Raw genomic sequence first — 23,775 nt, forward strand, 5'->3', positions numbered from 1 at the left:
GGGGACTCCCGCTGGTTGCGCGCCCGCCAGGGTGGCGGAAGCTGGCCGCGATGGGGAGGGGTGGCGTTTCCAGCGCCGGCGTGCATGCGATAGCATGCGCTGCTTCGCCGAAGGACTTCCCCGCGATGTTCGAACGCCGCCACATGCTGCGCCTCGCCCCCCTGCTCTGCCTGCCCGCACCCGCGATGGCCAGCACGGTCGTCACCACCCGCGCCGCGAGCGGTGGCATCGCCAGCGACCTGGTCGGTGCCTGTGAGCGGGAGGCGCATCGCGCGCCGCTGGACGCCGCGATAAGCTGGCGTTGCCCGATCTGCGGATGTCCCGGGCGCGGGGCGGAACCGGGTCGCTAGAAAACGGCAGTTCCTTTTGCTGCCAGCATTGTTGCCGACGATTTTCCGCCCGCCTCGCTGTGCCATTCAGTCCGCCGGGCGAGAGCCGCTGGTGTCGATCGCCATTCATGGCGGATCCATTCATGCCTGATGGCGGCGATTTCACGAATGGCCGATCCCGACCCGCCCCAATTGAAGCCCGGGCGCCGGGGGCGCGTAATTCGCATTGACGCAACGCGGTCCCGGCATCCAGCACAATATTGCTTTTCACGGGATTGAAGTGTAGAGGCGCGTACATGACACGCGAATCCAAGATGTCGGTATCCGACGTCATCTCCGCCCTCGAAAACCTTTCGGTTGCCGAGATCATCCAGGTTATTGCGGCTGCCGAGGAGCAGCGCGATGGCCGGATGGAAAGTGAAAAGAAAGAACTGATGGAGGAATTCCGCGCCAAGGCGGAAGCCATGGGTCTTTCCTTCGATGAACTGGTCGGCACGCCGCCGCGGCGGCAGGCAACGCCGAGCCGCGGCGCCAAGAAGGCCGGCAAGTCGTCGGTGGAGGCCAAGTACCGCAATCCGGAGACAGGCACGACCTGGTCCGGGCGTGGCCGTATGCCGATCTGGCTGAAGGTCGCCGAGGCCGAGGGCAAGTCCCGCGAGAATTTCGCCATCAAGTCCTGAACGCGACCGCGCCCGGAAAGGCTTCTCCGGGCGACTCGGGTCAGGACCGCGTTTTCGCACTACCCGCCAGGCCCCGGCCGGCGGTGGTGCGAAAGCCGGCGCCAATCGCGTGAATGGCCGCTGTCGGACTTTTAATGGCGCAGCCGGCGACCGGCCTGCCCAAAACAATCCGATCATACCGAATTGGCATTGATGCCGTCGGCTGGATGTGCCGGTGTCTGCCAGGTCGTCATTTCCGCGCCTCGTCATTGTTCGGGGTCTGCGATCGGCCGAGGGCCGTCACCGTTATACAATCCGCCATATCGTCGCGGGGTATCAAAAGCTCCACCGGTCGATAATTCAGCCACCCGGTTTCTTAACCGCACCGAGCGCCCGAATGGGTGCCGCCGCCAGGAGATCGCTTGAGGGCGGCGCGGCATGGTCACGCGATTGGGCCGCTGGCAAAAACGGCACCGATTCGGAATATTTTGTCATCCGGATATCGCTGCAAAGGCCCGGGGTTTGGCGAGTGCCCCTTCGTCAACGCAGCCGCTATCCGCAAATGGCCGAGAAGCTGCCCCGTCGAGCGGACCGCCAGGATCAGCGCAGGAAATCGCCCACCCCGTCCCGGAACGCCCGCGCCGTGCCTTCCCGCGTCACCTCCCATAGCGGATTGTCCACCGCCAGCCGCTGCCCGCCATCCCGCGCCACGCCGCGCACCACCACCGGCGCCACCGCCCGCGTCGCGATTCCGAACAGGTCGAGCGGAATACGGATGAAAATGCCGCGGTCGAAACTGCCCTCCCCGAACCGGCTGAAGGGCACGTCGGTGATGGTGGCGAAGCCGCCGATCTCGATGCCGCTGGCGAAACGCCGGCCGATCTCCACCGTGCCGCCCCAATCCCCCGCCAGATAGCGCCCGGCGCGGGCCACGCCATAGAGGTTGAACCAGGGCAGGTCGGCATAGGCCGAGACATGCCCCGTGGTGACCTGGTAGCCGAGCACGCCGAGCCGCTGGTCGTAGTCCCGCTGCACCACCTGCGCGACATCGACACCCAGCGCCCAGGGCCTGCCCTGCGGCCGCCACAGCAGTTCCGCCGAAACCCCGGCGAACATCGGCTCCAGATACCCCGCCGTCACCCGGCCAAACAGGTCCGGCCCGAGCCCGCGAATCTGCTCCCCATACAAGGCGGGGATCGCATTCTCCCCCTCCCGCGCATAGCGCGCCGCATCGCTGCGCACATGCGGCAGGACGCTGTCGGAGGCGACGCCCTCCGCCAGGTTGCCGGCCAGGCTGCGCGCGACACTGCCCGCCAGGGCGAAGCCGCCGCCCAATTCCCACCGCGCCCCCGCCACCGCCGCCACCTGCCAGCGCAGCGTCCGGCCCGGATCGCCGAGCAGCAGCGAAATCCGCGGCTCCACCCCCCAGCTCACCCCGCCATCATCCGCCATGCCCCCGAAAGCATCGGCCCCGGCCGGTTCCAGCGTGCTGGCATGGAAAAGCTCCTCCGCACTGCCATCGCCCCGGCTCGCCGCCTCCATCGCCCGGCGTGGCAGGGTGAGCCGCGCCACCTCCACGCCCATCTGGCGCCAGGACAGGCGCAGCACCTCCACCTGCCGTGGCAGATGCGGCTGCACCGCCCGCGCCACCCGTCCCACAGCCCCGGCCAGGCGCCGCTGCCGCCCGCCCGCCACGGCAATCCGCGCCTCCATCCCCTGGATCACCACCGCCACCGGCCTGAACCCGGCCTCCGCCAGCGCCACGCGGATCACCTCCTCCGGCCCTGTCACCTGCACCGGCCGGGCCGCCAGCGCCGGCAACCGGGGCGCCGCCGGCTGCGCCCGGTCCGGGTCGATCCGGGCCGACAGCCGGAACAGCAGGTCCGTGCCATGCACCCAGTCGAGCCCGGCATCCCAGGTGCCATCCGACCAGTGCAGCCCGTAATTCACCCGGCTCGCCGCCCGCCCGCCCAGCCCCGCCCGCCGCGCCGGCCAGCCGCCCCGCTCATCGCGCAGCGCATCGCCCGAATATTCCAGCTTCGCCCGAAACCCCTCCACCCCACCCCAGGGCGTCCAGACCTCCGGCAGCGAATGCTCCACCCCGCCGAACAGCGCCGTCTCCCCACCCCGGAAGAACGGCACGCCATTCGCCAGCCCACCCTGCCCCACATCCCGCGGCCGATCCTCGAACCGCGCCGACAAACCGGTCAGCGGATTGCCGAAATCCTCGCCCGTCCCCAGCCGCCCCCAGCCCAATCCCAAAGTCACATCCCACGGCCCGAACCGCTTCGAGGCCACCAGATACTCGCCCGCATAAATCCCGGTGCCCACGGCATCCTGCAGCCCCAGCGCCACCGCCGGCCGCCCATCCCCCTCCTCCATCAGCCGCAACTTCAGATCAAAGGCCCGATCCGTGACCATCCCGGCCCCCGTCGTGCCATCCAACCGCTCCGCCAACCGAAAGCCCGTCTCCAACCAAGGCAAAGCCTGCCAATTCAGAAAATGAAACCGCCGCTGATGCCGCAACACCGTCCCCGCCTCGACCACCCCATCCGGCCGAAACCGCGCATTGCGCATCTCCACCAACCCCACCCCGCCATAACTCGACCCCGTCCCCGCCACCTCCTGCGCCTGGGCCGTGACGGGCAAAAGCAGCGTGAGGAGGAGGGTGGCGCTGGTGGCTCTGCAGGGGGACGCTGTCCCCCTGCACCCCCTGCCAAGGGGCAGTGGCCCCTTGGCACCCTTTGATTCATGAAGGGAAATGGAGAGGGGCCAGAGGGACCGTCGAACATGCGGTACCGCTGGCCCCTCTCCATTTCCCTTCAAGGTCCTGAGGTCCAGGAGGCCACTGCCTCCTGGCGGGAGGGTGCAGGGAGGGCAGAGCCCTCCTTGCAAACCACCCACGCCACCCCGCCCCCTCAACGCAGTTCCCGCGCGATCACCGCCAGGGCGGCGGAGGAGATGGTGACCTGGCTCAGCACCTGGGTGAGGTCACGGATGAAGCCCCAGGTCTCGTAGGGGGAGGGGTCCTGGGGGATGACGACGAGGCTGCCGGGCGGGATGGGGGGACCGCCGGCCTGCCAGGCGGACAGGCCGGCGGGGCTGGCCTGGCCGTTGGGCAGGATGATGAAGGCGCGGGCGGTGTCGGCGAAGCGTTGTGGGCCGCCGGCGGCCTGGGTGTAGTCGCTGGCGCGCCAGCCGCTGCGGAATTGCAGGCTGCCGGGGTTCAGCACGGCGCCGACGACGGTGACTTCGTTGGGGCGTTTCGGGATCAGGATCAGGTCGCCCGGTTCCAGCAGCACGTCGCGTTCGGGGAAGGCCGCGAGTTGCACGGGGTCGGCTTCCACCACCATGCGGCCGGCGGCCTGGGCCTGGCGCAGGGCGTTGGCGAGTTCGCGCCCGGCGGTGATGGCGTTGCCGACATCGCCGGAGGGTCCGCGCCCGCCGGCCACGGCCTGCCCGGCGGCGACCTGGACGAGGGAGGTTTCGAGATCCCGCGCGGTGCGGGCGAAGCCTTCCTGCTGGCGCTGGCGCACGCTGTCGCGGGTGAAGATGGCGCCGTAGGGATAGGCCTGGGGGGTCAGGCCACCGGCGCGGGCGAGCAGTTCGGACAGGCGCTCGCCGCGGCGGATGTCGTAGCTGCCGGGGCGCAGCGCCTCCCCGGCCAGCACCACCGGCCCGGATTCCCGGTCGGAGAAGCCGCGCGGAATGCGCAGGACGTCGCGGGGGGAGAGCCGCACGGCGCGGAAATTGGCGGCGCGCAGGTCGAGCAAAAGGCGCGACAGCGGTTGCGCGCCGGAGGAGGCGCCGGCTTCGCGGGCGAGTTCGACGGCGGAGAGGTCGGCGCCATCGGTGGCGCCCCCGGCGGCGGCGAGCAGCAGGTCGAGCCCGGTATCGTCCAGGATGGGAAACAGCCCCGGCTGGCGCACCTCCCCGCTCAGCAGCACGGCGGCGTCGAGCAGGAAGCCGAGAAGCTGAGGATAGTCGCGGAACACGGGCGGGCAGCCGGGCGCGCCGATCTCGGGAAAGCCGGCGCCGCGGGCATGGGCGAAGCGGGCGGGGGCGCTGCGGCTGGCGATGGCGAGCTGGGTCAGGGCCGGGCAGGCCTCCTCCGCCGGGGCTTCGCCGCGCAGGGCGCGTTGCACGGGTGGGCTGGCGAGGAAGGCGATGTCGGACTGGCCGAGCACGATCACCTCGTCGCCCTCGGCCAGCGGCAGGTTCACCTGGCCCTGCAGGGCGCGGGACAGGTCGAAGGGCAGGAAGCGCCGGCCGCGCGTGGCGGGGTCGAGGCGCTGGATGACGGCGAGGCGCGGATAGGGGTCCGGCCGCACCAGCCGGGCATCGCTCAACAGGCTGCGCAGCGTGGCGCCGCGGCGGCCGAGGGCGCGGGTGACCGGCGCCGCGACATGGCCGGCGAGGCGAAGCTGGTTGGTGGCGATATCGGCGCCTGGTTGCACCAGGATGCTGTCGCCCCGCCGCACCCGGTCGCCGGGGCCGATCTCGGCGAAGCTGCGGGTGCCGCCGGCATCGGTGCCCTGCACCAGGAAGCGGTTGCCGGCCGGGCGCAGCGGGTCGCCGGCCAGGCGCAGCACGGTGGCGAGCGGCGCGGCGGTGGTGCCGGCGGGCAGTTCATAGATGCCGGGGCGGGTGACCTCCCCGGCCACGGCGACGACGCTGCCGAGCGGCGGCACCAGGATCCGCTCACCCTCCCGCAGGGTCAGGTCGATATCGCCCCCTTCCCCGGTCAGCACGGCGTAGAGGTCCAGGGTCCGGCGGCCATGCGGCCCGTCGATGCGGATGGCGCGCAGGCTGCCGGTGCGGCGTGGCCCGCCGGCCTGGATCAGCGCATCGAGGGCGGAGGACAGGGCGGTGACGGCCTGCATCCCCGGCCGCTGCACCTCGCCCGCCACCAGCACGCTGATCTGCCGGACCTGGCCGATCGACAGGAAGGTCTCGGTGCCCGGCATGTCGCGGGCGACGCGGGCTTCGAGGTCGGCGCGCAGCGCGCCGAGGGTGCGGCCGGCGGCGGGGATGGGCGGCAGGTCGGGGGTGAGGATGGTGCCGTCGCGCTGCACGCGGAGCGCCAGGGTGGCGCGGGTGCGGCCGCGCAGGGCCAGCATCAGCTCATCCTCCCGCCCGATCAGGTAGTCCTCGGGCAGGGCGCCGATATGGCCGGGGCCGCGGCTGCCGCCGCCGAAGCTGTCATAGCCGAACTGCCGCAGCGGCAGGCCGAGCCGGCCGGCGAAGAAGGCCTCGGTATGAGACAGGTTGTCGGGCGGCGCGGCGGGGCCGGGGCTGGCGGCGGGGGGCGGGTTCGCGGTGGCGGGACTGGGCAGCGGGCCGGGCGGCAGCGGGGTGCGCCCGGCGGCGGCGTCGCGCATGCGGCTCAGGATTTCCTGCTGCGCGGCGGGTGGCAGGCTGGGCACGGGCAGGCCGCCGGGCAGCAGGCTCGGCAAGGTGGGCGGGGCGAGCAGGCCGCCATCCGGCCCGGGCTGCGCCATGGCAGGGCCAGCGGCGGCCAGCAGCAGCAGGAGAAGCCGGCCGGGGCCGTGTCCGAAGGCGGGCGTCACCACAACTCCTGGGTGAATTGCGTATTGGATATTAGCTTCGTTACACCATAGACAGTTCATTCATGACTGACCAACCGTCGATCACGCCTTTCCCCGATGTCGTCCGGGCGCGACGGGGCTGGTTGGTGCTGGACGCTGCATGGCGGCTTGGTCCGCGGCCGGTGGCCCTGATGCTCTGGCACAGGGCCAGCCTGGCGCTCGGCCAACCGCAGCGCGCCCTGGCCCGGGCCGATGCGGTGGAGGGCCGCTTCCTGCCCCGCGCGGCACCGCCGGCACCCGCCCTGCCGCCCGAAACGGCCGGGCGCCTGCTGGCCGCGGCGGCGGCGCTGCCGGCGCGACGGGACTGGCATGGCGGCCTGGACCCCGCCGCCCCGGCCCTCCGCCTGGATCTTTTCGCGGCCGGCGACATCCGCCCGGTCTGGGAGGCCAGCCGCTTCGCCGATCTGCTGCTGCTGGCCCAGGCCGCGCGGCTGGAGCCCGCGGGCGGTCATCTGGCGCGAGCCGAGCAGTGGCTGTCCGACTGGTGCGCCGCCAACCCGGCCTTTCGCGGCCCCGCCTGGGCCTGTGGGCAGGAGGCGGCGCTGCGTGCTTTGTCGCTGTGCCTGAGCCTTGCCTTGCTGGAGGCCGACCGCGACCCGCCGCCGGCCGCGCGCCATCTGCTGCGCCTTTGCGCCCGCCGCATCGCGGCGACGCCGGCCTATGCCGCGGCGCAGGACAACAACCACAGCATCTCCGAACCCGCCGGCGCCTTTGCCTGCGCCCTGCTGCTGGGCGACGCGCCGGGCGCATCCCGCGCGGCGCGGAAACTGGCGGCGGCGGTGGCGCGGCTGGTGGCGCCGGATGGCGGCTTCGCCCAGGTCTCGGCCGGCTATGCCCGGCTGGCGCTGGATGTGCTGGCGGTGGCGGAGGTTTTGCGCGCCCGGCACGGGGCGCCGCCCTTCGCGCCCGTACTGCGCGCCCGTGCCGCCGCGCTCACCACCTGGCTGCACCGGCTGGTGGCGCCGGAGGATGGTTCCACCCCGGCGCTGGGGGTGGAGGATGGCTCGGCCTTCGCCGATCTCGGCCTGCACGGCCCGGCCGATGCGCGTGGCAGCGTGGAACGCGCGGCGCGGCTGTTCGCCGGGGCGGGCGCCGACCTGCCGCGGGATGCGGGTTGTGCCTGGCTCGGCCTGACCTGCCCGGCGGCACGGCTCGGCCGGCCCGCGCGCTGGCGGGCTGCCGGCAGCATGGGCTGGGCGGCGGCCGGCGCCACCGCGCTGCTGCGCTGCGGCCCGCTGCGGTTCCGGCCGGCGCAGTCGGACCTGCTGCACCTGACCCTGCGCGACGGCGCCCGGATCGTGCTGCGGGATGGCGGCACCGGCGCCTACAACCCGCCCGCCCCCTGGTGGCCGGCAGCCCTGGCGGAGGCCGGGGCGCATAATGCGGTGGTCTTCGACGAAAGCCCGCCGATGCCCCGCCTCGGCCGCTTTCTCTTCGCCTGCTGGCCGCGCCTGCGCGCCCTGCCCGATGGTGCGGCCCGGCGCGATGCCGCCGGCCATCGCCAGGCCCGGCGCATTTCCGTGCAGGGCCGGGTCTGGACGGTGGCGGATAAAATCGCTGGCGATTTCCGGGCCGCCACCTTGCGCTGGCGCCTGCCGGCCGGCCCCTGGCGACTGCTGCCGGATGGCGCCACCGATGGCCACCTCCGCCTGTGCATCACGGCCGATGCCGGGCTGACCCTGGCGCTGGAGACGGGCTGGGAGAGCCCGGCCTATGGCGAGATCGCCGCCTGCCCCGTGCTGCGGCTGCGTGTCGCCGCCCCGGCCACGCGCATCACGACAGAAATTCGCCTCCCATAACCATCAAGGGTTGCATTCAGGTTGCTTCCTTAACATTCTGCCCCCGGGCAGGGAGGCTTCGATGCCGCTGGAGGTGCTGATTGCGGGATTGTGGCGCATGCGCGGGCGCATCGCCCTGCTCGCCGCCCTGTTCCTCGGCGCCGGCACCACCGCCGTGCTCTCCTGGCCGCGCAGCTTCGTGGCGGAGGCGCTGGTCGCGCCCTCGGAGACCACGGGCATCGCCACATCCTCCCTGCTATCTCCCTCACCGGCCTTCTCCGGCCTGCTCGACCCGCGCCCCACCGGCAATTTCGCGATCTATCTCGGCGCGCTGCGCTCGGCCGAGGCTGCCGCCCTGCTGGTGGAGGAGACGCCGCTGCTGGACGGGCTGACGGCGCGGCGGGCGGCGGGGCCGGGCGGGCTGCTGCGCCAGACGCTCGGCCTGCGGATCGCGGCCGACCTGGACGATGCCCGCGCCTGGCTGGCGCGGCAGCTGGCGGTGACCCAGACGCTGGGCGCGGTGACCTGGACGCTGGCCCTGGCGCATCCGGACCGCGACCAGGCACTGGACGCGCTGCGCCGGCTGCACGCCTTCGCCGAAGCCAAGGTGCGCGCCGACCTGAACGACATGGCCCGCCGCCGCATCCTGGCGCTGGAGGCACGGCTGGCGCGGGAGACGGATCTCTACATCCGCCAGTCCCTGTACGAGATGCTGGCGCAGCAGCAGCGCGTCGGGCTGGTGGTGGCGGCGGATGAGGCGGTGGCGGCGCGGCTGGTCTCAGCGCCGATGGTCGAGCAGCGCGCCTCCCTGCCCAACCGCCCTTTGCTGCTGCTGCTGCTGCTGGTCACGGCGCCGATCGCGGCGCTGGCGCTGGGCGCCGCCGGCCTGCTGCTGCGCGCGCCGCCCCCCCTGCCCGGCCTGCGGATGGAACCGGCGGAATGACCGGTTCGGTCAGCATCCCGCTGGCCGCCATGGCCGGTTCGGCGGCGGCGGTGTTGCAGATGGCGGGCGCGCTGAAGACGGCGGGGCCCTTCGCCGCGCTGCCGGTGGATCTCACCCTGCTGAGCCTCGCCGCGCTGCTGCCACTGCTGGCGCTGCTGCTGGTGACGCGGAGATGGGACGTGGCGCCGCTCCTCGCTGTGCCGATCGCCGCCGCCGCCCTGCTGTGGCTCTGGCTGGTGATGGCCGGCGCCTGGTCATCCTCCCGCCTCGTGCTGGCCCAGAAACTGCCGGAGCTTGTGCTGGCCGGGCCGGCTATGCTGGCGGCCGGGCTGCTGGTGGGGGCGGAGCCTGTGGCGCGGCGCGCCCTGTGCCAGGCCAGCCTGGGCATCGGCCTGGTCCTAGCCTGCCTCATCCTGGCGGGCATCCCCGGCGGCGACCCGGCGATGCTGGTGGAGTCCGCGCGGGTGCATCACCAGCTCGCCGGCCTCGCCTTGGCCATGGCGGCGTCGCTCGCCGCGCTGGCCCTGGTGGAGGCGCGGCACCCGCTGGCGCGGCTTGGCTGGCTGGCGGCGCTGCTCGCCCTGGCCATGGCGGCGCTGCTGCCCGGCGGCCGTACCGCCCTGGCCGCACTGCTGCTGGGCTGCGTCCTGGCCCCGGCGCTGCGGCTGCGCGGGACGGCAGGCCTGACCTGGCTGCTGGCGGGGCTGGCGCTGCTGGCGGCCGGCGCCGCCTGGCTGGCGCTGAACCCCGCCTGGATCGAGGGGCTGCGCACGCTGGAACGGCTGACGGCGGAACCGGCGGGGCTGGAGGCGCGGCAGGACCTTTGGGCGGCGGCGCTGCGCTGGGGCGGGCTGGCGGCGCCCTGGGGCCTCGGCACCGGCGGCTTCACCATCGCCGCCGGCCATGGCGAGTGGCGCGGCCTGTACCCCCACAACCATGCGCTGGAGGCGCTGGCGGAGGGCGGGCTGCCCGGGCTGCTGCTGTGGTGCGGCGCCTTCGGCGGCGCCGCGCTGGCGCTGCTCCGGCTGGCGCCACAGGTGGCGCCGGCACGGCTGGCGCGGATCGCGGCGCTGGTGCTGCCGGTGGCGCTGACCATCCTGGTCTCCACCGATCTCGGCAACCGCATGGCCTGGTTCGCGCTCGGCCTGGCGCTGAGCCTCGGTGTCACCGTCTACCCGGCCAGGCATCGCGCCGATGTATGAGCGTTTCGGCAAGCGCGCGCTGGACATGATCGGGGCGGCGCTGCTGCTGCTGGCCCTGGCACCGGTCTTCGCCCTGGTGGCGCTGGCGGTGCGGATCTGCCTGGGCTGGCCGCTGCTGTATGTGCAGCCGCGTGCCGGGTTTGGCGGCCGTGCCTTCACGCTGCTGAAATTCCGCTCCATGGCCCCGGGCGACGCGCCGGATGCGGAACGGCTGTGCCGTTTCGGCCTGGCCTTGCGGGCCAGCGGCCTCGATGAACTGCCGCAGCTCCTCCAGGTGCTGCGCGGCGAGATGAGCCTGGTGGGGCCCCGCCCGCTGCCGCTGTCCTACCTGCCGCTCTACTCGGCGCGGCAGGCCCTGCGGCTGAAGCGGCGCCCCGGGCTGGTCGGGCCAGGGGTCGCGGCCGGGCGCAATGCGGTGCCCTGGATGCAGCGGCTGGAGCTGGAGGCCGCCTATGCCGCCGCGCCGCCGCGCCTGCGCGACGACCTGATCCTGCTCGGCCGAAGCCTCGGTGTGCTGCTGCGCGGCCAGGGCGCCACCGCGCCGGGCCAGGCCACCATGCCGGCCTTCGCGCCGCAGCCGGCGCGGCGCTCCAAACAGGGCTGAGCCTTGGTTGTGGCGTGGCAACGAAAGCCCGCCAAGGGGGCATCTTCCCTTGTTGACTCAACCAAAATATGAATGTTTTAACGGACCATCAACCTACTGGTTCGGATGCTGCCCCTGCAAGCCGTGCCCCCCGCCGCCGCCATCCTGCCTTTCCCGCGGCACCCGTCGGCGGCGCGGCTGATGCTGTCCCCGCCCGACCTGGCGGGAGGGGAGCTGGACTCGCTGCGCATGGCCCTGGACTCCGGCTGGCTGGCACCCGCCGGCCCCACCCCTGCCGCCTTCGAGGCCGAACTCGCCGCCCGCACCGGTTTCGCCGCCACCCTCGCCACCACCTCCGGCACCGCCGCCCTGCATCTCGCCTACCGGCTGCTCGGCGTGACGCGGGGGGATGAGGTCTGGGCGCCCAGCCTGACCTTCATCGCCACCGTGGCGCCGGCGGTGCAGATGGGCGCGGTACCGCGCTTCCTGGACGTCACACCGCAGGGCTTCACGCTGGACCCCGGAATGCTGCGGGACGAACTGGTGCGCGCGGCGCGGCGCGGCCGGCTGCCGCGGGTGGTGGTGCCGGTGGACCTCTATGGCCAGTGCAGCGATCTCGATACCATCGTCGCCATCTGCGACCGCTGGGGCGTGCCGGTGCTGAGCGACAGCGCGGCGGCCATGGGCGCGGTGCATCGTGGCGGGCGCCATGCCGGGCGCGGCGCCCGTCTCGCCGCCTTCTCCTTCAACGGCAACAAGATCGTCACCACGGGCGGCGGCGGTGCCCTGGCCAGTGACGACCCGGCGCTGATCGACCGCGCCCGCCACCTGGCCGGACAGGCGAAGGAGCCCTGGCCGCATTACGAGCATGAGACCACGGGCTATGCCTATGGCCTGTCCTCCCTGCTCGCCGCCGTCGGCCTCGCCCAGCTTCCGGCGCTGGAGGCACGGGTGCAGCGCCGCCGTGCCGTCTTCGCCCGTTATGCCGCGGCCCTGGGCGACCTGCCGGGTCTGTCCTTCATCCCCGAGCCCGGCTGGGGCCGCGCCAATCGCTGGCTGTCCGTGGCGCGCTTCGATCCCCAGGCCTTCGGCGCGGACCGGGAGGCGGTTCGCCGCGCGCTGGATGCCGCCGGGGTGGAAAGCCGGCCCGCCTGGAAGCCGCTGCATCTGCAACCGGCCTTCCGGGACGCGCCGCGTTCAAGTGGCGCCATGGCCGCCGGCCTGTTCGAACAGGGGCTTTGCCTGCCCTCCGGCAGCGGCATGACGGAGGCCGAGCAGGCCCGCGTGATCGAGGCCATCGCGTCCTGTGCGCGACGCTGACACGATGGTGGCCGTGCCGGAGGCCGGGGCGGCACCGCTGCGCATCCTGTATCTGCACCAGCATTTCTCCACCCCCTCCGGCAGCACCGCGACGCGCGCCTTCCACCATGCCGGCGCGCTGGCCGCCGCCGGGCACCGGGTGACACTGGCCTGCGGCCGCTATGATGGCGCTGTGACGGGGCTGTCCGGCGCCCTCCATCACGGCCGCCGCCAGGGCCAGGTGGCGGGGTTCGAGGTGGTGGAATTCGACATCCGCTGCGGCAATGCGCAGGGTCTGGTGGCACGGTCCCTCGCCTTCCTGCGCTTCGCCCTGGCCGCCAGCCGGCTGGCGCTGCGCCCGGCGCCCGGGGATCCCGCGGGCCGGCGCTGGGACCTCATCATCGCCTCCTCCACCCCGCCGACCGTGGCGATCCCGGCCCTGCTGGCGCGGCGGCTGCGCGGCACGCCCTTCATCTTCGAGGTCCGCGACCCCTGGCCGGAACTGCCCGCGGCGCTTTCCCGGCAAGGGACTGCCGTGCCGAAGCCGGTGCTGGCCGCGATCGGCCGCCTCGCCGATGCGGCCTGCCGGCAGGCGGCCTCCGTCGTGGCGCTGACCGAGGGCATCGCCCGGCTGGCGCTCGCCCGGGGCGCCGATCCGGACCGGGTCCGGGTGCTGCCGCAAGGCGCCGACCTGGTGCTGTTCCATCCCGGCATCGCCCCCTGGCGCCCGCCGGAGGTCCCGACGCAGGAAGTGCTGGCGGTCTATGCCGGGGCGCATGGCCCGGCCAATGGCCTGCACCAGTTGCTCGACGCCGCCGCCCGGCTGCGACATACCGGCCTGCGCATCGTGCTGGTCGGCGAGGGGGCGGAAAAGCCGGCGCTGATGGCCCGCGCGGCGGCGGAGGATTTGCCCGTCACCTTCCTCGACCCGATGCCCAAGGCACATCTGGCGCGGCTGCTGGCTGCCGCCGAGGTCGGCCTGCTCTGCCTGGCGCCGGTGCCGGAATTCGCCGAATGGACGGCGCCGAACAAGCTGGCGGAGGGGCTCGCCTCCGGCCTGCCGATGGTCACCAATGTGCCCGGCCGTGCCGCCCGGCTGCTGGCGGCCGGTGGCTGCGGGCTGGCCGTGCCGCCCGGCGATGCCGATGCGCTGGCCGCCGCGCTGCTCGCCCTGGCCACCGACCCGCCGCGCCGCCGCGCCATGGCCCGCGCGGCGCGGCTGGTGGCGGAGCGCCAGCTCGACACCAGGCGCATCGCCGCCCGGCTGGTGGCGGTGGTGGAGGCGGTGGCCGGCCGCGCGCCCCGCCGCGCCGCGCCGCGCCGCGACCAGACCGCCGCGTGACGCCGCTGGTTCTGATGCTCTCCGCCGCGCATCCGGCGGAGGATGTGCGCATCGTGGCGAAGGAGGGTGCGGCGCTGGTCGGCGCCGGGCACCGGCTGCGCCACCTGGCGCCGGCCCACCCCGGGCCGCCACCGCCGCCCAGCCTGCACGGCGTGGCGCTGGAGACCTTCCCCGCCCGGCCGGGCTGGGCCGGGCGGCTGCGCGGCATATGGGACCTGGCCCGCCGCGCCGAGGCGGCCCGGCCGGCCGTGATCCATGCGCATGAGCCGGATAGCTGGATCGCCGCGCTGCTCGCCGCGCGGCGCTGCGGGGCGCGGGTGGTGCTGGATGTGCACGAACACTACCCCTCCCGCCTCGATCCGCATCTGCCCGCGCTGCTGCGGCCGCTGGCGCGGGTGGCGCTGCGCCGCTTCTGCCGGCTGGTGGCGGCGCAGGCGGATGCGGTGGTGGTGGCGAAGGACGGGCTGGCATCGGATTTCGGCGGCGAGGCGCTCTGCACCCCGGTGCGCAACTACGCCACGCCGGTGCCGCTGACCCCGCGCCGGCATGGCGCCGGCCCGCCGGTCCTGCTGCATCTGGGCGCGCTGACCCGCAGCCGCGGTGCCCTGCTGATGCCGGAGCTGCTGGCGGCGCTGCCGGGGGCGCGGCTGCGCCTGATCGGCCGCTTCACCGATGCCAGCGAGGCCGCCTTCCACGCTCGCGCCAGCGCGCTGGGCGTCGCCGACCGGATCGAGGCGCTGGGCTGGATGCCGCGGGAGGCGGCGCTGGAGGCGGCGGCCGGCTGCGATATCGGCCTGGTGCTGTTCCAGCCCGGGGTGGAAAACCATCGCCTGGCGCTGCCGCACAAGCTGTTCGACTGCATGCTGGCCGGCCTGCCGGTGATCGTGCCCGACTTCGCCGAGGAAGTGGCGGCGGTGGTGCGGGAGGCCGGCTGCGGCCTGGTGGTGGATGTCAGCGACGCCAACAGCCTCGCCGCGGCCGTGCGGCGATTGGCGGACCCTTCGCTGCGGGCTGATATGGGCCTGCGCGGCCGGCATGCCGCGCTGCGCCGCTTCTGCTGGGCGGCGGAGGCGGCCCGGCTGGTGCGGCTGTACCGGCGCCTGCTGGCGCAGCCGGCGCAAGGTGGGATCGGCACGCCGCTCGCCGAGATACGCGTGCCCGGCTGAACGGCTACGCCGCCACCGAATAGCCCTCCGCCGTCACCAGCGCGGCGATTTCGTCACGGCTCAGCCGGCTGTCGGCCCGCACCCGGCCAGCCTCCAGGTCCACCTCGACCTTGGCCGCCGGGTCCCGCTTCTGGATGGCGAGCGTCACCGCCCGCACGCAATGGCCGCAGGTCATGCCGGCCACCTGCAATTCCTCGGTCATTCGCGCACCCCTTCCAGCTCCGCGAGAATCGGGCAATCCGGCCGATCGTCGCCCTGGCAATGCTGCGCCAGATGCCGAAGGCTGTCAGCCACCGCCTGGAGCGAGGCCGCCTTGCTTTCCAGCGCCGCCACATGGTCCAGCGCCATCTGCTTCACATCGGCGCTGGCCCGGCTGCGGTCGCGCCACAGCGCCAGCAGCCTGCGGATATCCTCCAGCGGGAAGGCCAGGTCCCGCGCATGGCGGATGAAGCGCAGCACGGCCACATCCTGCGGGCCGTAGCTGCGATAGCCATTCGGCCGGCGCATCGCCTCGATCAGCCCGATCGCCTCGTAATGGCGGATCATCTTGGCGGAGACGCCGGAGGCGGCGGAGGCCTCGCCGATATTCATGCCACCGCTCACGCGCGCCGCCCCGTCGCGCGGGGATGCCAGCGGGACAGCAGAAGGGCATTCCCCAGCACCGAGACCGAGGACAGCGCCATCGCCGCTCCGGCGAAAGCTGGCGACAGCAGTCCGGCTGCCGCCAGCGGGATGCCGAGCAGGTTGTACGCGAAGGCCCATGCCAGATTCTCCTGCAGCTTGCGATAGGTTCGTCGGGTGATGTCGAGCGCCGCCGGCACCAGCGCCGGGTCGCCGCGCATCAGGGTGATTCCGGAGGCGGCCATGGCCACGTCGGTGCCGGTGCCCATGGCGATGCCGAGATCGGCCGAGGCCAGCGCCGGGGCGTCGTTCACGCCATCGCCCACCATGGCCACGCGCGCGCCTTCCGCCTGCCAGCGGGCGATCGCCTCCAGCTTGTGCTCGGGCAGCACCTCCGCCTCCACCCGGGCGATACCGAGCGCGCGGGCGGCGGCGCCGGCGGCGGCGGGGCCGTCACCGGACAGCATGGCGACCTCCACCTTCATGTCGCGCAAGGCGGCGATGGCGCCGGCGGCACCGGGCTTCAGCGCATCCTCGAAGGCCAGCAGCGCCAGCACGCGGCCGGAGCCGACCAGCCAGGCGAGACTGCGACCGGCGGCAGCTTCCTGCGTGGCCAGCTCCGCCAGTGCGCCTTCGGGCAGGCCGGATTCGGCCAGCAGGCGCGGGCTGCCCAGGGTCAGGCGGGCGGCATCGACCACACCCTCCACGCCCCGCCCAGGCAGCGCCCGGAAGTTCGTGACGAGGGGCGGCAACGCGCCGGGCGCGGCTTCCGCGAAGGCGGCCAGCACGGCGGCGGCCAGCGGGTGTTCGCTGCCGGTTTGCAGGCTGGCGGCCCAGGCCAGCGCATCCTGCGCCGCCACGCCCGAAGCCGGATGCAGCGCGGCCAGGCGCGGCCGCCCCTCGGTCAGGGTTCCCGTCTTGTCGAAGGCCACGAGCGTGATTCCCTGGCCGCGCTCGATCGCCTCCGCATCGCGCACCAGAATGCCGGCGCGGGCCGCCGCCCCGGTGCCGGCCATGATGGCGGCGGGGGTGGCGAGGCCGAGCGCGCAGGGGCAGGCGATGACCAGCACCGCCACGGCATGCAGCAGCGCCGCCTCGACCCCCGCATCGGCCCAGAGCCAGTAGGCCAGGGTGCCGGCGGCGATCAGCAGCACGATGGGCACGAAGATCGCGGCGACCCGGTCCACCAGTTTCTGGACCGGCGCCCGGCTGGCCTGGGCGGCCGAGACCAGCGCGGCAACGCGCGCCAAAGTGGTATCAGCGCCCACCGCCGTGGTGCGCAGCACCAGCCGCCCGTCCAGCACCACCGTGCCGGTGGCCAGCCGGTCGCCCGGGGATTTCTCGACCGCGCGGCTTTCGCCGGTCAGGGCGCTTTCATCGACGCCGGCCTCGCCCTGTTCCACCAGGCCGTCCACCGGCACGCTCTCGCCGGGGCGCAGCACCACCGCATCGCCCACCACCAGCGAGGCCGCCGGAACCTCGCGCTCGGTGCCATCCGGCGCCAGAAGCCTGGCGCTGCGCGGGCGCAAATCCAGCAGCGCGCGCAGCGCCGCCCCGGTGCCGCGCCGGGCGCGGGCTTCCAGATGCTTGCCGAGCATGACGAACAGGATGACGACGACCGCCGCCTCGAAGTACAGCGCATGGCTGTGCCCGCCGCCATGTTGCAGCAGCAGCACCAGCGACAGGCCGAAGGCGGCGGAGGTGCCGATCGCGACCAGCAGGTCCATATTGCCGGTGCCGGCGCGGACCGCGGCCCAGGCGGCGCGGTAGAAGCGCGCGCCGAACCAGAACTGCATGGGCAGGGCCAGGCCGAGCTGCACCCAGCCATTCGGCATCCAGTCCTGGCCCAGGGGCATGCCCAGCATGCCCATCAGGAAGGGCGCGGCCAGCAGTCCCGCAATAACCAGGTCACGACGCTGCGCCCGCAGCTTCGCTTCCGCCGCCAGGGCCTCCGCCGCGCCATCCTCGGCGCTGGCGGCCAGCCGGTAGCCGGCCTCGGCCAGCGCGGCGGCGAGCACCGCATCCTCCACCGGCAGCAGCAGCCGCAGCGTCGCCTGTTCCGAGGCGAGGTTCACCGAGGCTTCCGCCACCCCCGGCACGGCCCGCAGCGCACGTTCCACACGCCCGGCGCAGCTTGCGCAGGTCATCCCCTCCACGCCGATCTGCCGCACCGTCTCCGGCACCGCATAGCCGGCCTCCCGCACCGCCGCCGCCAGGGCCGCCACCGGGGCGGTGCCACGGATGCTCACCTGTTCGGAGGCGAGGTTCACCCGCGCCTCGACGATGCCGGGCACGGCGAGCAGGGCGCGTTCGACCCGGCCGGCACAGCTCGCGCAGGTCATGCCCTCGATGGGTAAGGACAGGCGGGGGAGGCTGGGAAGCGGGGCCTCGGGCATCGAGATGTGATTCTGTTCCATGGGTCAGGAGATGGGTCTTCCCAATATGGGAAGGTCAAGGGGCGATTTGATATCCTCGGGCAGGGTGCGTCGCCCGGCGGGCCGCCGCATTGATCCAGCGCAGGTTTTGCGCCGCAGCTTGACGGCCGTGCTTCCGCGCCCGACATGCTGGCCGCCATGCGCCGCACCCTGCCGACCCTGATTCTTCTGTCCTGCCTGCTGCCGGGGGCGCTGCCGGGCGGCGCCATCCCTCCGGCCCTGGCGCAGGCCGCGCCGCAGGCCGAGCCGGTGCGGATCATCAACCGAACCGGCCAGCCGGCCACCGCGCTGCATGCCGTGCGCAGCGGCCGGGCGGATTGGGGCGGCAACCTGCTCAATCGCGGCCCGCTGCCGAACAATGCCGGCTTCCCGATGCGCCCGAATGCCGAGGCCGGCTGCCGCTTCGATGTGCGCCTGGTGCTGGCCGATGGGCGCGAGAGCATCGCCCGGAACCAGGACATCTGCGCCACGCCGCGGGTGGAACTGTACTCGGCCAGCGCGGCCATGCCTGCGCCGGCCGCAACCCCCAATGTGGCGCAGGCACGGCCGAATGCGCAGGCGCGGCGGGTGTCCACCGGCACCGGCTTCGTGGTGGCGCCGGACCGGGTGCTGACCAACCAGCATGTGGTCGATGGCTGCGACCGCATCCTGGCCCGCACCGCCGATGGCCGCTGGCTGGCCGCCGTGCCGCCGGCCCAGGTGGACCGGGCGCTGGACCTGTCGATCCTCAACATCCCAGGCAATCCCGGCCCGGCGCTGGAATTCCGCGCCGGGCCGGCGGTGCGCCGGGGGGAGAGCGTGGTGGCCTATGGCTTTCCGCTGACCGGCCTGCTCTCCGCCGATCCGAAGCTGACGCGGGGCGAGATCAACGCCCTGGCCGGGCTGCGCAACGACCCGAACAACTACCAGATCAGCGCGGAGGTCCAGCCGGGCAATTCCGGCGGCCCGCTGCTGGACATGCAGGGCCATGTGGTGGGCGTGGTGGTGGCCAAGCTGGACAGCCGCCGGGTGCAGAACGTCGACAACGTGAATTTCGCGGTGAAGGGAGAGGCCGCCCAGGCCTTCCTGCGCCGCGCCGGCCTGCCCTTCCGCACCGCGCAGAGCAGCGGCACGGATCGCAGCGCGGCCGATGTGGGCGACATCGCCCACCGTTCGACCGTGCTGCTGCGGTGTGAGCGGTAGTCAGGCCCAGGAAGACCCCGATGCCCATGAAGCCGCGCCACGCCCTCCTCCTGGCCCTGCTGGCCACCACCCTGCCCGCTGCGGCGCAGGCGGAGGATGACGCCGAACCTGCCGCCGGCGCGCCCTTCTCGGTCGGCGATGCCTATACCTCCGATGCCGGGCAGTTCCAGTTGCAGGGCACCTTCGGCTACGAGCGCGCCCGCGGTGGGCGAGAGGGTTTCACCCCCGGGGCAACGCTGAAATACGGCCTGAACGACCGGATGGAGCTGAGCCTGGATGGCGCCTATGGCCTGGGCAATGATTCCGGCGTGAACCTGGGCAGCATCGGCCCGGCGCTGACCTGGCGGCTGGCGGACCAGGAGGGCTGGCGCCCGACTCTGTCGCTGAGCCTGGGCGCGGCCATGCCCTTCGGTCCCGGCCGGGGCGGCTGGGGCACCGAGCTCGGCGCGGCGACGAGCTGGGTGACCGGCAGCGGCACCGGGCATTGGGGCCTGCACCTGAATGCCGGCTTCCTCGCCACCATCAACCCGCTGCCCGGGGAGCGGCCCAATGGCTACCTGTTCGGCGGCGCGATCAGCCATGTGCTGAATCCGCAGACCGTGCTGGTCGCCGCCTACGCCCAGCAGACCCAGGATGAGGGGGAGCGTGACCTGCGGCTGGTGGAGGCCGGCGTCATCCGCAACCTGACCGAGACGCTCAGCCTGGGCCTGGCCGCCGGCGCCGGGGTGAACCGCGATTCGCCCCGGCTGCGGCTGACCGCCGCCCTGACCTACAGTTTCGGCACCGGGCAGTAACTACCCCAGCGCCGCCGCGCGGATCGAGGGGTCGATGTAGCGCGACGGGTCGGTCAGTTCCTTCGCCGGCTGCGCGTATTTGCTGCGCAGCCGCAGCACCGTCCGCAGCCCTTCCTCGTCGATCCGCAGATCCCGGAAGATGCCGCGATCAGCGTCCAGCAGGGCGGTGGCGGCGCGGGCCGCGACCGGCGGCGGCATATTGGCGCGCGCCGTCAGGATGGCCGCGGCCTCCGCCCGATTGGCGTCGAGCCAGTCGAGGCTGTCGCGGAAGGCGCGGGTGAAGCCCACCAGCGCGTCCCGCTTCTGGGCGATGACACCGCGACGGGCGGCGGCGACGATGCCCTGGTAGCGGCCCACCACATCGGTGCCCCGCGCCAGCCGCCGGAAGCCGCGCGCTTCCGCCGCAAGGTCGAGCGGCGTGTTCAGCAGGGTGGCCGCCTGCTTTCCCTCCAACAGCGCCGCCAGCCGTTGCGCGCCGCCGCCGACGGCAACCCATTCCACCTGTTCGGCAATGCCGGCCTGGCCCAGCACCTCCCGCAGCACGAAGGCGAAGCCGGTGGTCATGGCATCCACCGACACCACCTTGCCGCGCAGCCCGGCCAGATCCGGCACATCGGCCGCCGCCATGACGGAGAGCATGCCGTCATCGACGCCGAAGAAGGCGGTGAAGTCGGACGGCCCGGGAAGCTGCGCCTCCCCCTGCCCCTCATTATAGGCGACGATATTGTCGACCGATGTCAGCGCCAGGTCGTACTTGCCTGAATACAGGTCGGAGGCCATGGCGCGCGAATTCGGCGTCAGCTCCAGCGCCACCTCCAGCCCATAACGCGCAAAAATGCCCTGGGCCTGGGCGGCCCAGAGGACGAGGTTGGAGGCGCCGGCGAAGGCGACGACGTTCAGCCGGGCCAGCGTCTGCGCGCTGGCCGCACCGGCCGCGAGGGCGCCCGCGACGGTCATGGCGCCTCTCCGTGTGATGGGGTGCATGGCCGCATCAATCGGCGAACTGGCCAGCGGCGACCAGCACCGGGCGCCAGCGCTCGATCTCGGCGGCCAGATGGGCGCGGTGCACCTCGCCATTCTGGCGCGCCACCGGCTCCGGCGGGCTGCCGAGGCCGGTCATGCGCTCCACCACCCGCGCATCGGCGAGTGCGAAGCGCAGCGCGGCGTTCAGCCGGTCCTGCACCGGCTTCGGCGTGCCGGCGGGCGCGTAGAGGCCGTGCCAGATCGCCACCTCGAAGCCCGCCAGCCCGCCCTGTACGGCCGTCGGCACGCCCGGCACGGCGGGCAGCGGCGCCGATGTCGTCACGGCCAGCGCCTTGATCTGGTTCGACTGGATGAAGGGAATCGCGCTGGTCGTCTGGTCGCAATAGATGTCGAGGCGGCCAGCCATCAACTCGGGATAGATCGGGCCGGAGCCGGCGAAGGACACCGCGGTGAAGCGCGTGCCGAGGCTGGCCTGAAGCAGCGTGCCGCAAAGCTGGCTGGCGGAGCCGAGACCGGCATTGCCGAGGTTGATACGCTCCCCACCCTCGCGGATCAGCCGCAGCATCTCGCCGAAATTGGCGGCGGGGAAATCCGGGCGGGTCAGCCACACCATCGGCGTGGCGGTGACCAGGCCCAGCATCTCGAAGGCCGTCAGCGGGTTGTAGGGCAGGCGGCGATACAGCGTCGGCGCGGTGGCCATGCCGATATTGTGCAGCAGGATGGTGTGGCCATCCGGCCGCGCCTGGGCCACGCGGTTCACGCCGATGGTGCCGCCGGCGCCACCGACATTCTGCGCCACGACATTGACGCCGAGGTCGCGCGTCATCGCCTCCGCCAGCATGCGCCCGACCGCATCGGTGGGACCGCCGGGGGCGAAGGGGATGATGAGGGTGATGGGCTGCCCGCCCGGCCAGGCGGATTGGGCGCGGGCGGTGCCGGCGAGCAGGGCCGGGGTGGCGAGGGCGGCGCCGAGCAGGGTGCGGCGGGTGGTGTGGATGGTCATTTTTGTCTGTTTCCCTTGGACGTTTTTGGGGTGGCCGGTTTGCCGGCCTGGTTTGTCTTGATCCTGCGCTGCCCCCCTCACCCGCTTCGGCTAGGCGCTACGCGCCAAGCCTGCGCAGCCCTCTCCCCCCGACGGGGGGAGAGGGTTTGGGTGAGGGGGGCTGTGCAGGTAGGAATTGCCTGGGCCCGTCGCGCGCCTTGTCGCCTCGCTCAGCGCCCCCCGCCGATATCCACCAGCGTGCCGGTCATGTAGGCGGCACCCGGCGAGAGCAGGAAGGTGACGAGGCTCGCCACCTCCTCCGGCTCCCCGGGCCGCCCCAGCGCGATGGCGGAGGTCATGGCCTTCAGCCGCTCCGCCCCCGCGCGCGCCTCATGGCTTTCGGTGCGGATCACGCCGGGCCGCACGCAGCAGACGCGGATGCCGAGCTTTCCGACTTCATTGGCGAGACCGGCGGTGAATCCATCCACCGCGCCCTTCGCCGCCGCATACATCACCCGCCCCGGCTGCCCGCCGAGCACGGAAGCTCGGGAACCGATATTGACGATGACGCCGCCCGACCCGCCGCGATCCGTCGCCATGCGCCGCACGGCGGCGGAGGCGCAGAAGACGGTGGTGCGCAGATTGCCGTCCATCATCAGGTCGTAATCGGCCGCGGTGATGTCGGCGATCGGCGCCTGGGCGCTGCCGCCGGCGTTGTTCACCAGCCCCTTCACGGGACCGATGGCATCCGCCGCGGCGAACAGCGCCGCGATGCCGGCCTCCGACTGCACATCCGCCTGCACCGCCTGGGCACGCCCGCCGGCCTGGGTGATGGCCGCGACGGTGGCCTCGGCGGAGACGGCATCGCGGGCATAGTTCACCACCACATTCCAGCCATCCGCCGCCGCCGCCTTGGCGATGGCGGCGCCGATGCCGCGCCCGGCACCGGTGACGACCAGGACGCCGCGGTCGGTCACCGCGACCATCCGCCGACCTGCGACAGTTCCGCGCGCGCTTCCGCCGCCGTCATCGGCTCGGCACCCAGCTCGCGAAGAATGCGCACGGCGCGTTCGACGAGGACGGTGTTGCTGACGGCCAGCTCGCCCTTGTTGAGGTAGATATTGTCCTCAAGCCCCACGCGCACATGGCCGCCCAGCAGCCAGGCCTGGGCCAGCATCGGGAATTCCATCCGGCCGATGGCGAACGCCGCCCAGGGGCTGCCGGGCGGCAGGATCGACTTCGCATAATTCAGCGTCGCCGGGTCCCAGTCGAAGCCGTAGCGGATGCCCATGCAGACCTGGAACAGGCAGGGACCCTTCAGCACGCCATCGGCCATCAGCTTCTTCGCCAGGCCGATATCGCCGCTGTCGAAGACCTCCAGCTCCGGAATCGTGCCGACGGAATAGATCAGCTCCGCCATCTTGGTCACCGACCAGGGCGCGTTGATGACCACGGCGCTGCCCGACCACATGGTGTTCAGGTCGAGCGTCGCGATTTCCGGCTTCAGCTCGACGATATGCGCCACGCGCTGTTCCGGCGACATCAGCGTGGACCCGGCCGCCGCCTGGCGCGGGTTGTCCAGCGAGGGCACGAAGCGCCCGCCCGGGCCGGTGGTCAGGTTGATGACGACATCGGTGCCGGAGGAGCGGATGCGGTCGATCACTTCCCGGTACAGCGGGATTTCCATGCTCGGCTTGCCCGTCGCCGGGTCGCGGACATGGATATGGGCGACGGCGGCGCCGGCCTTGGCGGCCTCGATCGCGGCGTTGGCGATCTGCTCCGGCGTGATCGGCAGATGCGGCGTCTGTTCCGGCGTGGTGATATTGCCGGTGACGGCGCAGGTCAGCATGTATTTGCGGCGCATGAT

General features: G+C 73.0%; 20 protein-coding genes. 11 read left to right on the forward strand and 9 right to left on the reverse strand.

Features of this window, described 5'->3' with window-relative positions:
• The first annotated feature begins 125 nt into the window (after positions 1–125).
• Positions 126–350 (forward strand): hypothetical protein, encoded by a 225-nt coding sequence (locus tag JJQ90_RS04265; protein WP_216873191.1) that lies wholly within the window; start codon positions 126–128, stop codon positions 348–350.
• A 275-nt stretch (positions 351–625) separates the two neighbouring features.
• Positions 626–1,009, forward strand: coding sequence for an H-NS histone family protein (locus JJQ90_RS04270; protein WP_216873192.1), 384 nt, complete (start codon positions 626–628; stop codon positions 1,007–1,009).
• A 579-nt stretch (positions 1,010–1,588) separates the two neighbouring features.
• Here the strand turns inward: JJQ90_RS04270 and JJQ90_RS04275 are convergent.
• Positions 1,589–3,715 (reverse strand): YjbH domain-containing protein, encoded by a 2,127-nt coding sequence (locus JJQ90_RS04275; RefSeq protein WP_457851879.1) that lies wholly within the window; start codon positions 3,713–3,715, stop codon positions 1,589–1,591.
• A 191-nt stretch (positions 3,716–3,906) separates the two neighbouring features.
• Positions 3,907–6,558, reverse strand: a complete 2,652-nt coding sequence (locus JJQ90_RS04280; protein ID WP_329959364.1) for an SLBB domain-containing protein — start codon at positions 6,556–6,558, stop codon at positions 3,907–3,909.
• Positions 6,559–6,728: 170 nt separating this feature from the next.
• Between JJQ90_RS04280 and JJQ90_RS04285 the strand changes: the two genes are divergently transcribed.
• The 7 genes from JJQ90_RS04285 (at position 6,729) to JJQ90_RS04315 (ending at position 14,910) form a co-directional block, all read left to right on the forward strand.
• Entirely contained in the window at positions 6,729–8,396 is a 1,668-nt protein-coding gene (locus tag JJQ90_RS04285) for a heparinase II/III domain-containing protein (RefSeq protein WP_230410330.1), read from the forward strand.
• Positions 8,397–8,457: 61 nt separating this feature from the next.
• Entirely contained in the window at positions 8,458–9,318 is an 861-nt protein-coding gene (locus JJQ90_RS27235; protein WP_216873194.1) for a hypothetical protein, read from the forward strand.
• Entirely contained in the window at positions 9,315–10,520 is a 1,206-nt protein-coding gene (locus JJQ90_RS04295) for an O-antigen ligase family protein (RefSeq protein WP_216873195.1), read from the forward strand. Before JJQ90_RS27235 ends, JJQ90_RS04295 begins: the two co-directional genes overlap by 4 nt.
• Positions 10,513–11,124 (forward strand): sugar transferase, encoded by a 612-nt coding sequence (locus JJQ90_RS04300; protein ID WP_216873196.1) that lies wholly within the window; start codon positions 10,513–10,515, stop codon positions 11,122–11,124. Before JJQ90_RS04295 ends, JJQ90_RS04300 begins: the two co-directional genes overlap by 8 nt.
• A gap of 105 nt (positions 11,125–11,229) precedes the next feature.
• Positions 11,230–12,423, forward strand: a complete 1,194-nt coding sequence (locus JJQ90_RS04305; protein WP_216873197.1) for a DegT/DnrJ/EryC1/StrS family aminotransferase — start codon at positions 11,230–11,232, stop codon at positions 12,421–12,423.
• A complete protein-coding gene (locus JJQ90_RS27240; RefSeq protein ID WP_329959365.1) occupies positions 12,410–13,744 on the forward strand; it encodes a glycosyltransferase family 4 protein in 1,335 nt (444 codons plus the stop codon). The genes JJQ90_RS04305 and JJQ90_RS27240 overlap by 14 nt, the downstream gene beginning before the upstream one ends.
• Positions 13,741–14,910, forward strand: a complete 1,170-nt coding sequence (locus tag JJQ90_RS04315) for a glycosyltransferase (RefSeq protein WP_216873198.1) — start codon at positions 13,741–13,743, stop codon at positions 14,908–14,910. The genes JJQ90_RS27240 and JJQ90_RS04315 overlap by 4 nt, the downstream gene beginning before the upstream one ends.
• Before the next feature lie 4 nt (positions 14,911–14,914).
• On the opposite strand, the gene JJQ90_RS04320 is transcribed toward JJQ90_RS04315, so the two are convergent.
• From JJQ90_RS04320 to JJQ90_RS04330, 3 genes are read right to left on the reverse strand one after another with little or no spacing between them, the layout of a single operon-like run.
• Positions 14,915–15,112 carry a heavy-metal-associated domain-containing protein gene (locus JJQ90_RS04320; RefSeq protein ID WP_216873199.1) on the reverse strand — a complete coding sequence of 66 codons (198 nt, stop codon included), beginning with the start codon at positions 15,110–15,112 and terminating at the stop codon, positions 14,915–14,917.
• Complete coding sequence (cueR, locus tag JJQ90_RS04325) at positions 15,109–15,501, reverse strand: Cu(I)-responsive transcriptional regulator (protein WP_216873200.1); 393 nt, start codon at positions 15,499–15,501, stop codon at positions 15,109–15,111. Before cueR ends, JJQ90_RS04320 begins: the two co-directional genes overlap by 4 nt.
• A gap of 8 nt (positions 15,502–15,509) precedes the next feature.
• Positions 15,510–17,927, reverse strand: a complete 2,418-nt coding sequence (locus tag JJQ90_RS04330) for a heavy metal translocating P-type ATPase (RefSeq protein ID WP_216873201.1) — start codon at positions 17,925–17,927, stop codon at positions 15,510–15,512.
• A gap of 177 nt (positions 17,928–18,104) precedes the next feature.
• On the opposite strand from JJQ90_RS04330, the gene JJQ90_RS04335 reads away from it, so the two are divergent.
• Entirely contained in the window at positions 18,105–19,148 is a 1,044-nt protein-coding gene (locus JJQ90_RS04335) for a trypsin-like peptidase domain-containing protein (RefSeq protein ID WP_230410331.1), read from the forward strand.
• A gap of 20 nt (positions 19,149–19,168) precedes the next feature.
• Positions 19,169–19,942, forward strand: a complete 774-nt coding sequence (locus tag JJQ90_RS04340) for a hypothetical protein (RefSeq protein ID WP_216873203.1) — start codon at positions 19,169–19,171, stop codon at positions 19,940–19,942.
• On the opposite strand, the gene JJQ90_RS04345 is transcribed toward JJQ90_RS04340, so the two are convergent.
• The 4 genes from JJQ90_RS04345 to JJQ90_RS04360 form a co-directional block, all read right to left on the reverse strand.
• Positions 19,943–20,899 carry an ABC transporter substrate-binding protein gene (locus JJQ90_RS04345; RefSeq protein ID WP_216873204.1) on the reverse strand — a complete coding sequence of 319 codons (957 nt, stop codon included), beginning with the start codon at positions 20,897–20,899 and terminating at the stop codon, positions 19,943–19,945. It abuts the gene before it with no gap.
• Between the two features lie 34 nt (positions 20,900–20,933).
• Positions 20,934–21,929: a tripartite tricarboxylate transporter substrate-binding protein gene (locus JJQ90_RS04350; protein WP_216873205.1), complete on the reverse strand. Its 996-nt coding sequence runs from the start codon at positions 21,927–21,929 to the stop codon at positions 20,934–20,936.
• Between the two features lie 209 nt (positions 21,930–22,138).
• Positions 22,139–22,885, reverse strand: a complete 747-nt coding sequence (locus JJQ90_RS04355; RefSeq protein ID WP_329959366.1) for an SDR family NAD(P)-dependent oxidoreductase — start codon at positions 22,883–22,885, stop codon at positions 22,139–22,141.
• Positions 22,882–23,772 (reverse strand): BKACE family enzyme, encoded by an 891-nt coding sequence (locus tag JJQ90_RS04360; RefSeq protein ID WP_216873207.1) that lies wholly within the window; start codon positions 23,770–23,772, stop codon positions 22,882–22,884. The genes JJQ90_RS04355 and JJQ90_RS04360 overlap by 4 nt, the downstream gene beginning before the upstream one ends.
• Positions 23,773–23,775: the final 3 nt, after the last annotated feature.

Origin of the sequence: Falsiroseomonas oleicola (assembly GCF_019029495.1) — a bacterium.
Taxonomy (GTDB): Bacteria; Pseudomonadota; Alphaproteobacteria; order Acetobacterales; family Acetobacteraceae; genus Falsiroseomonas; species Falsiroseomonas oleicola.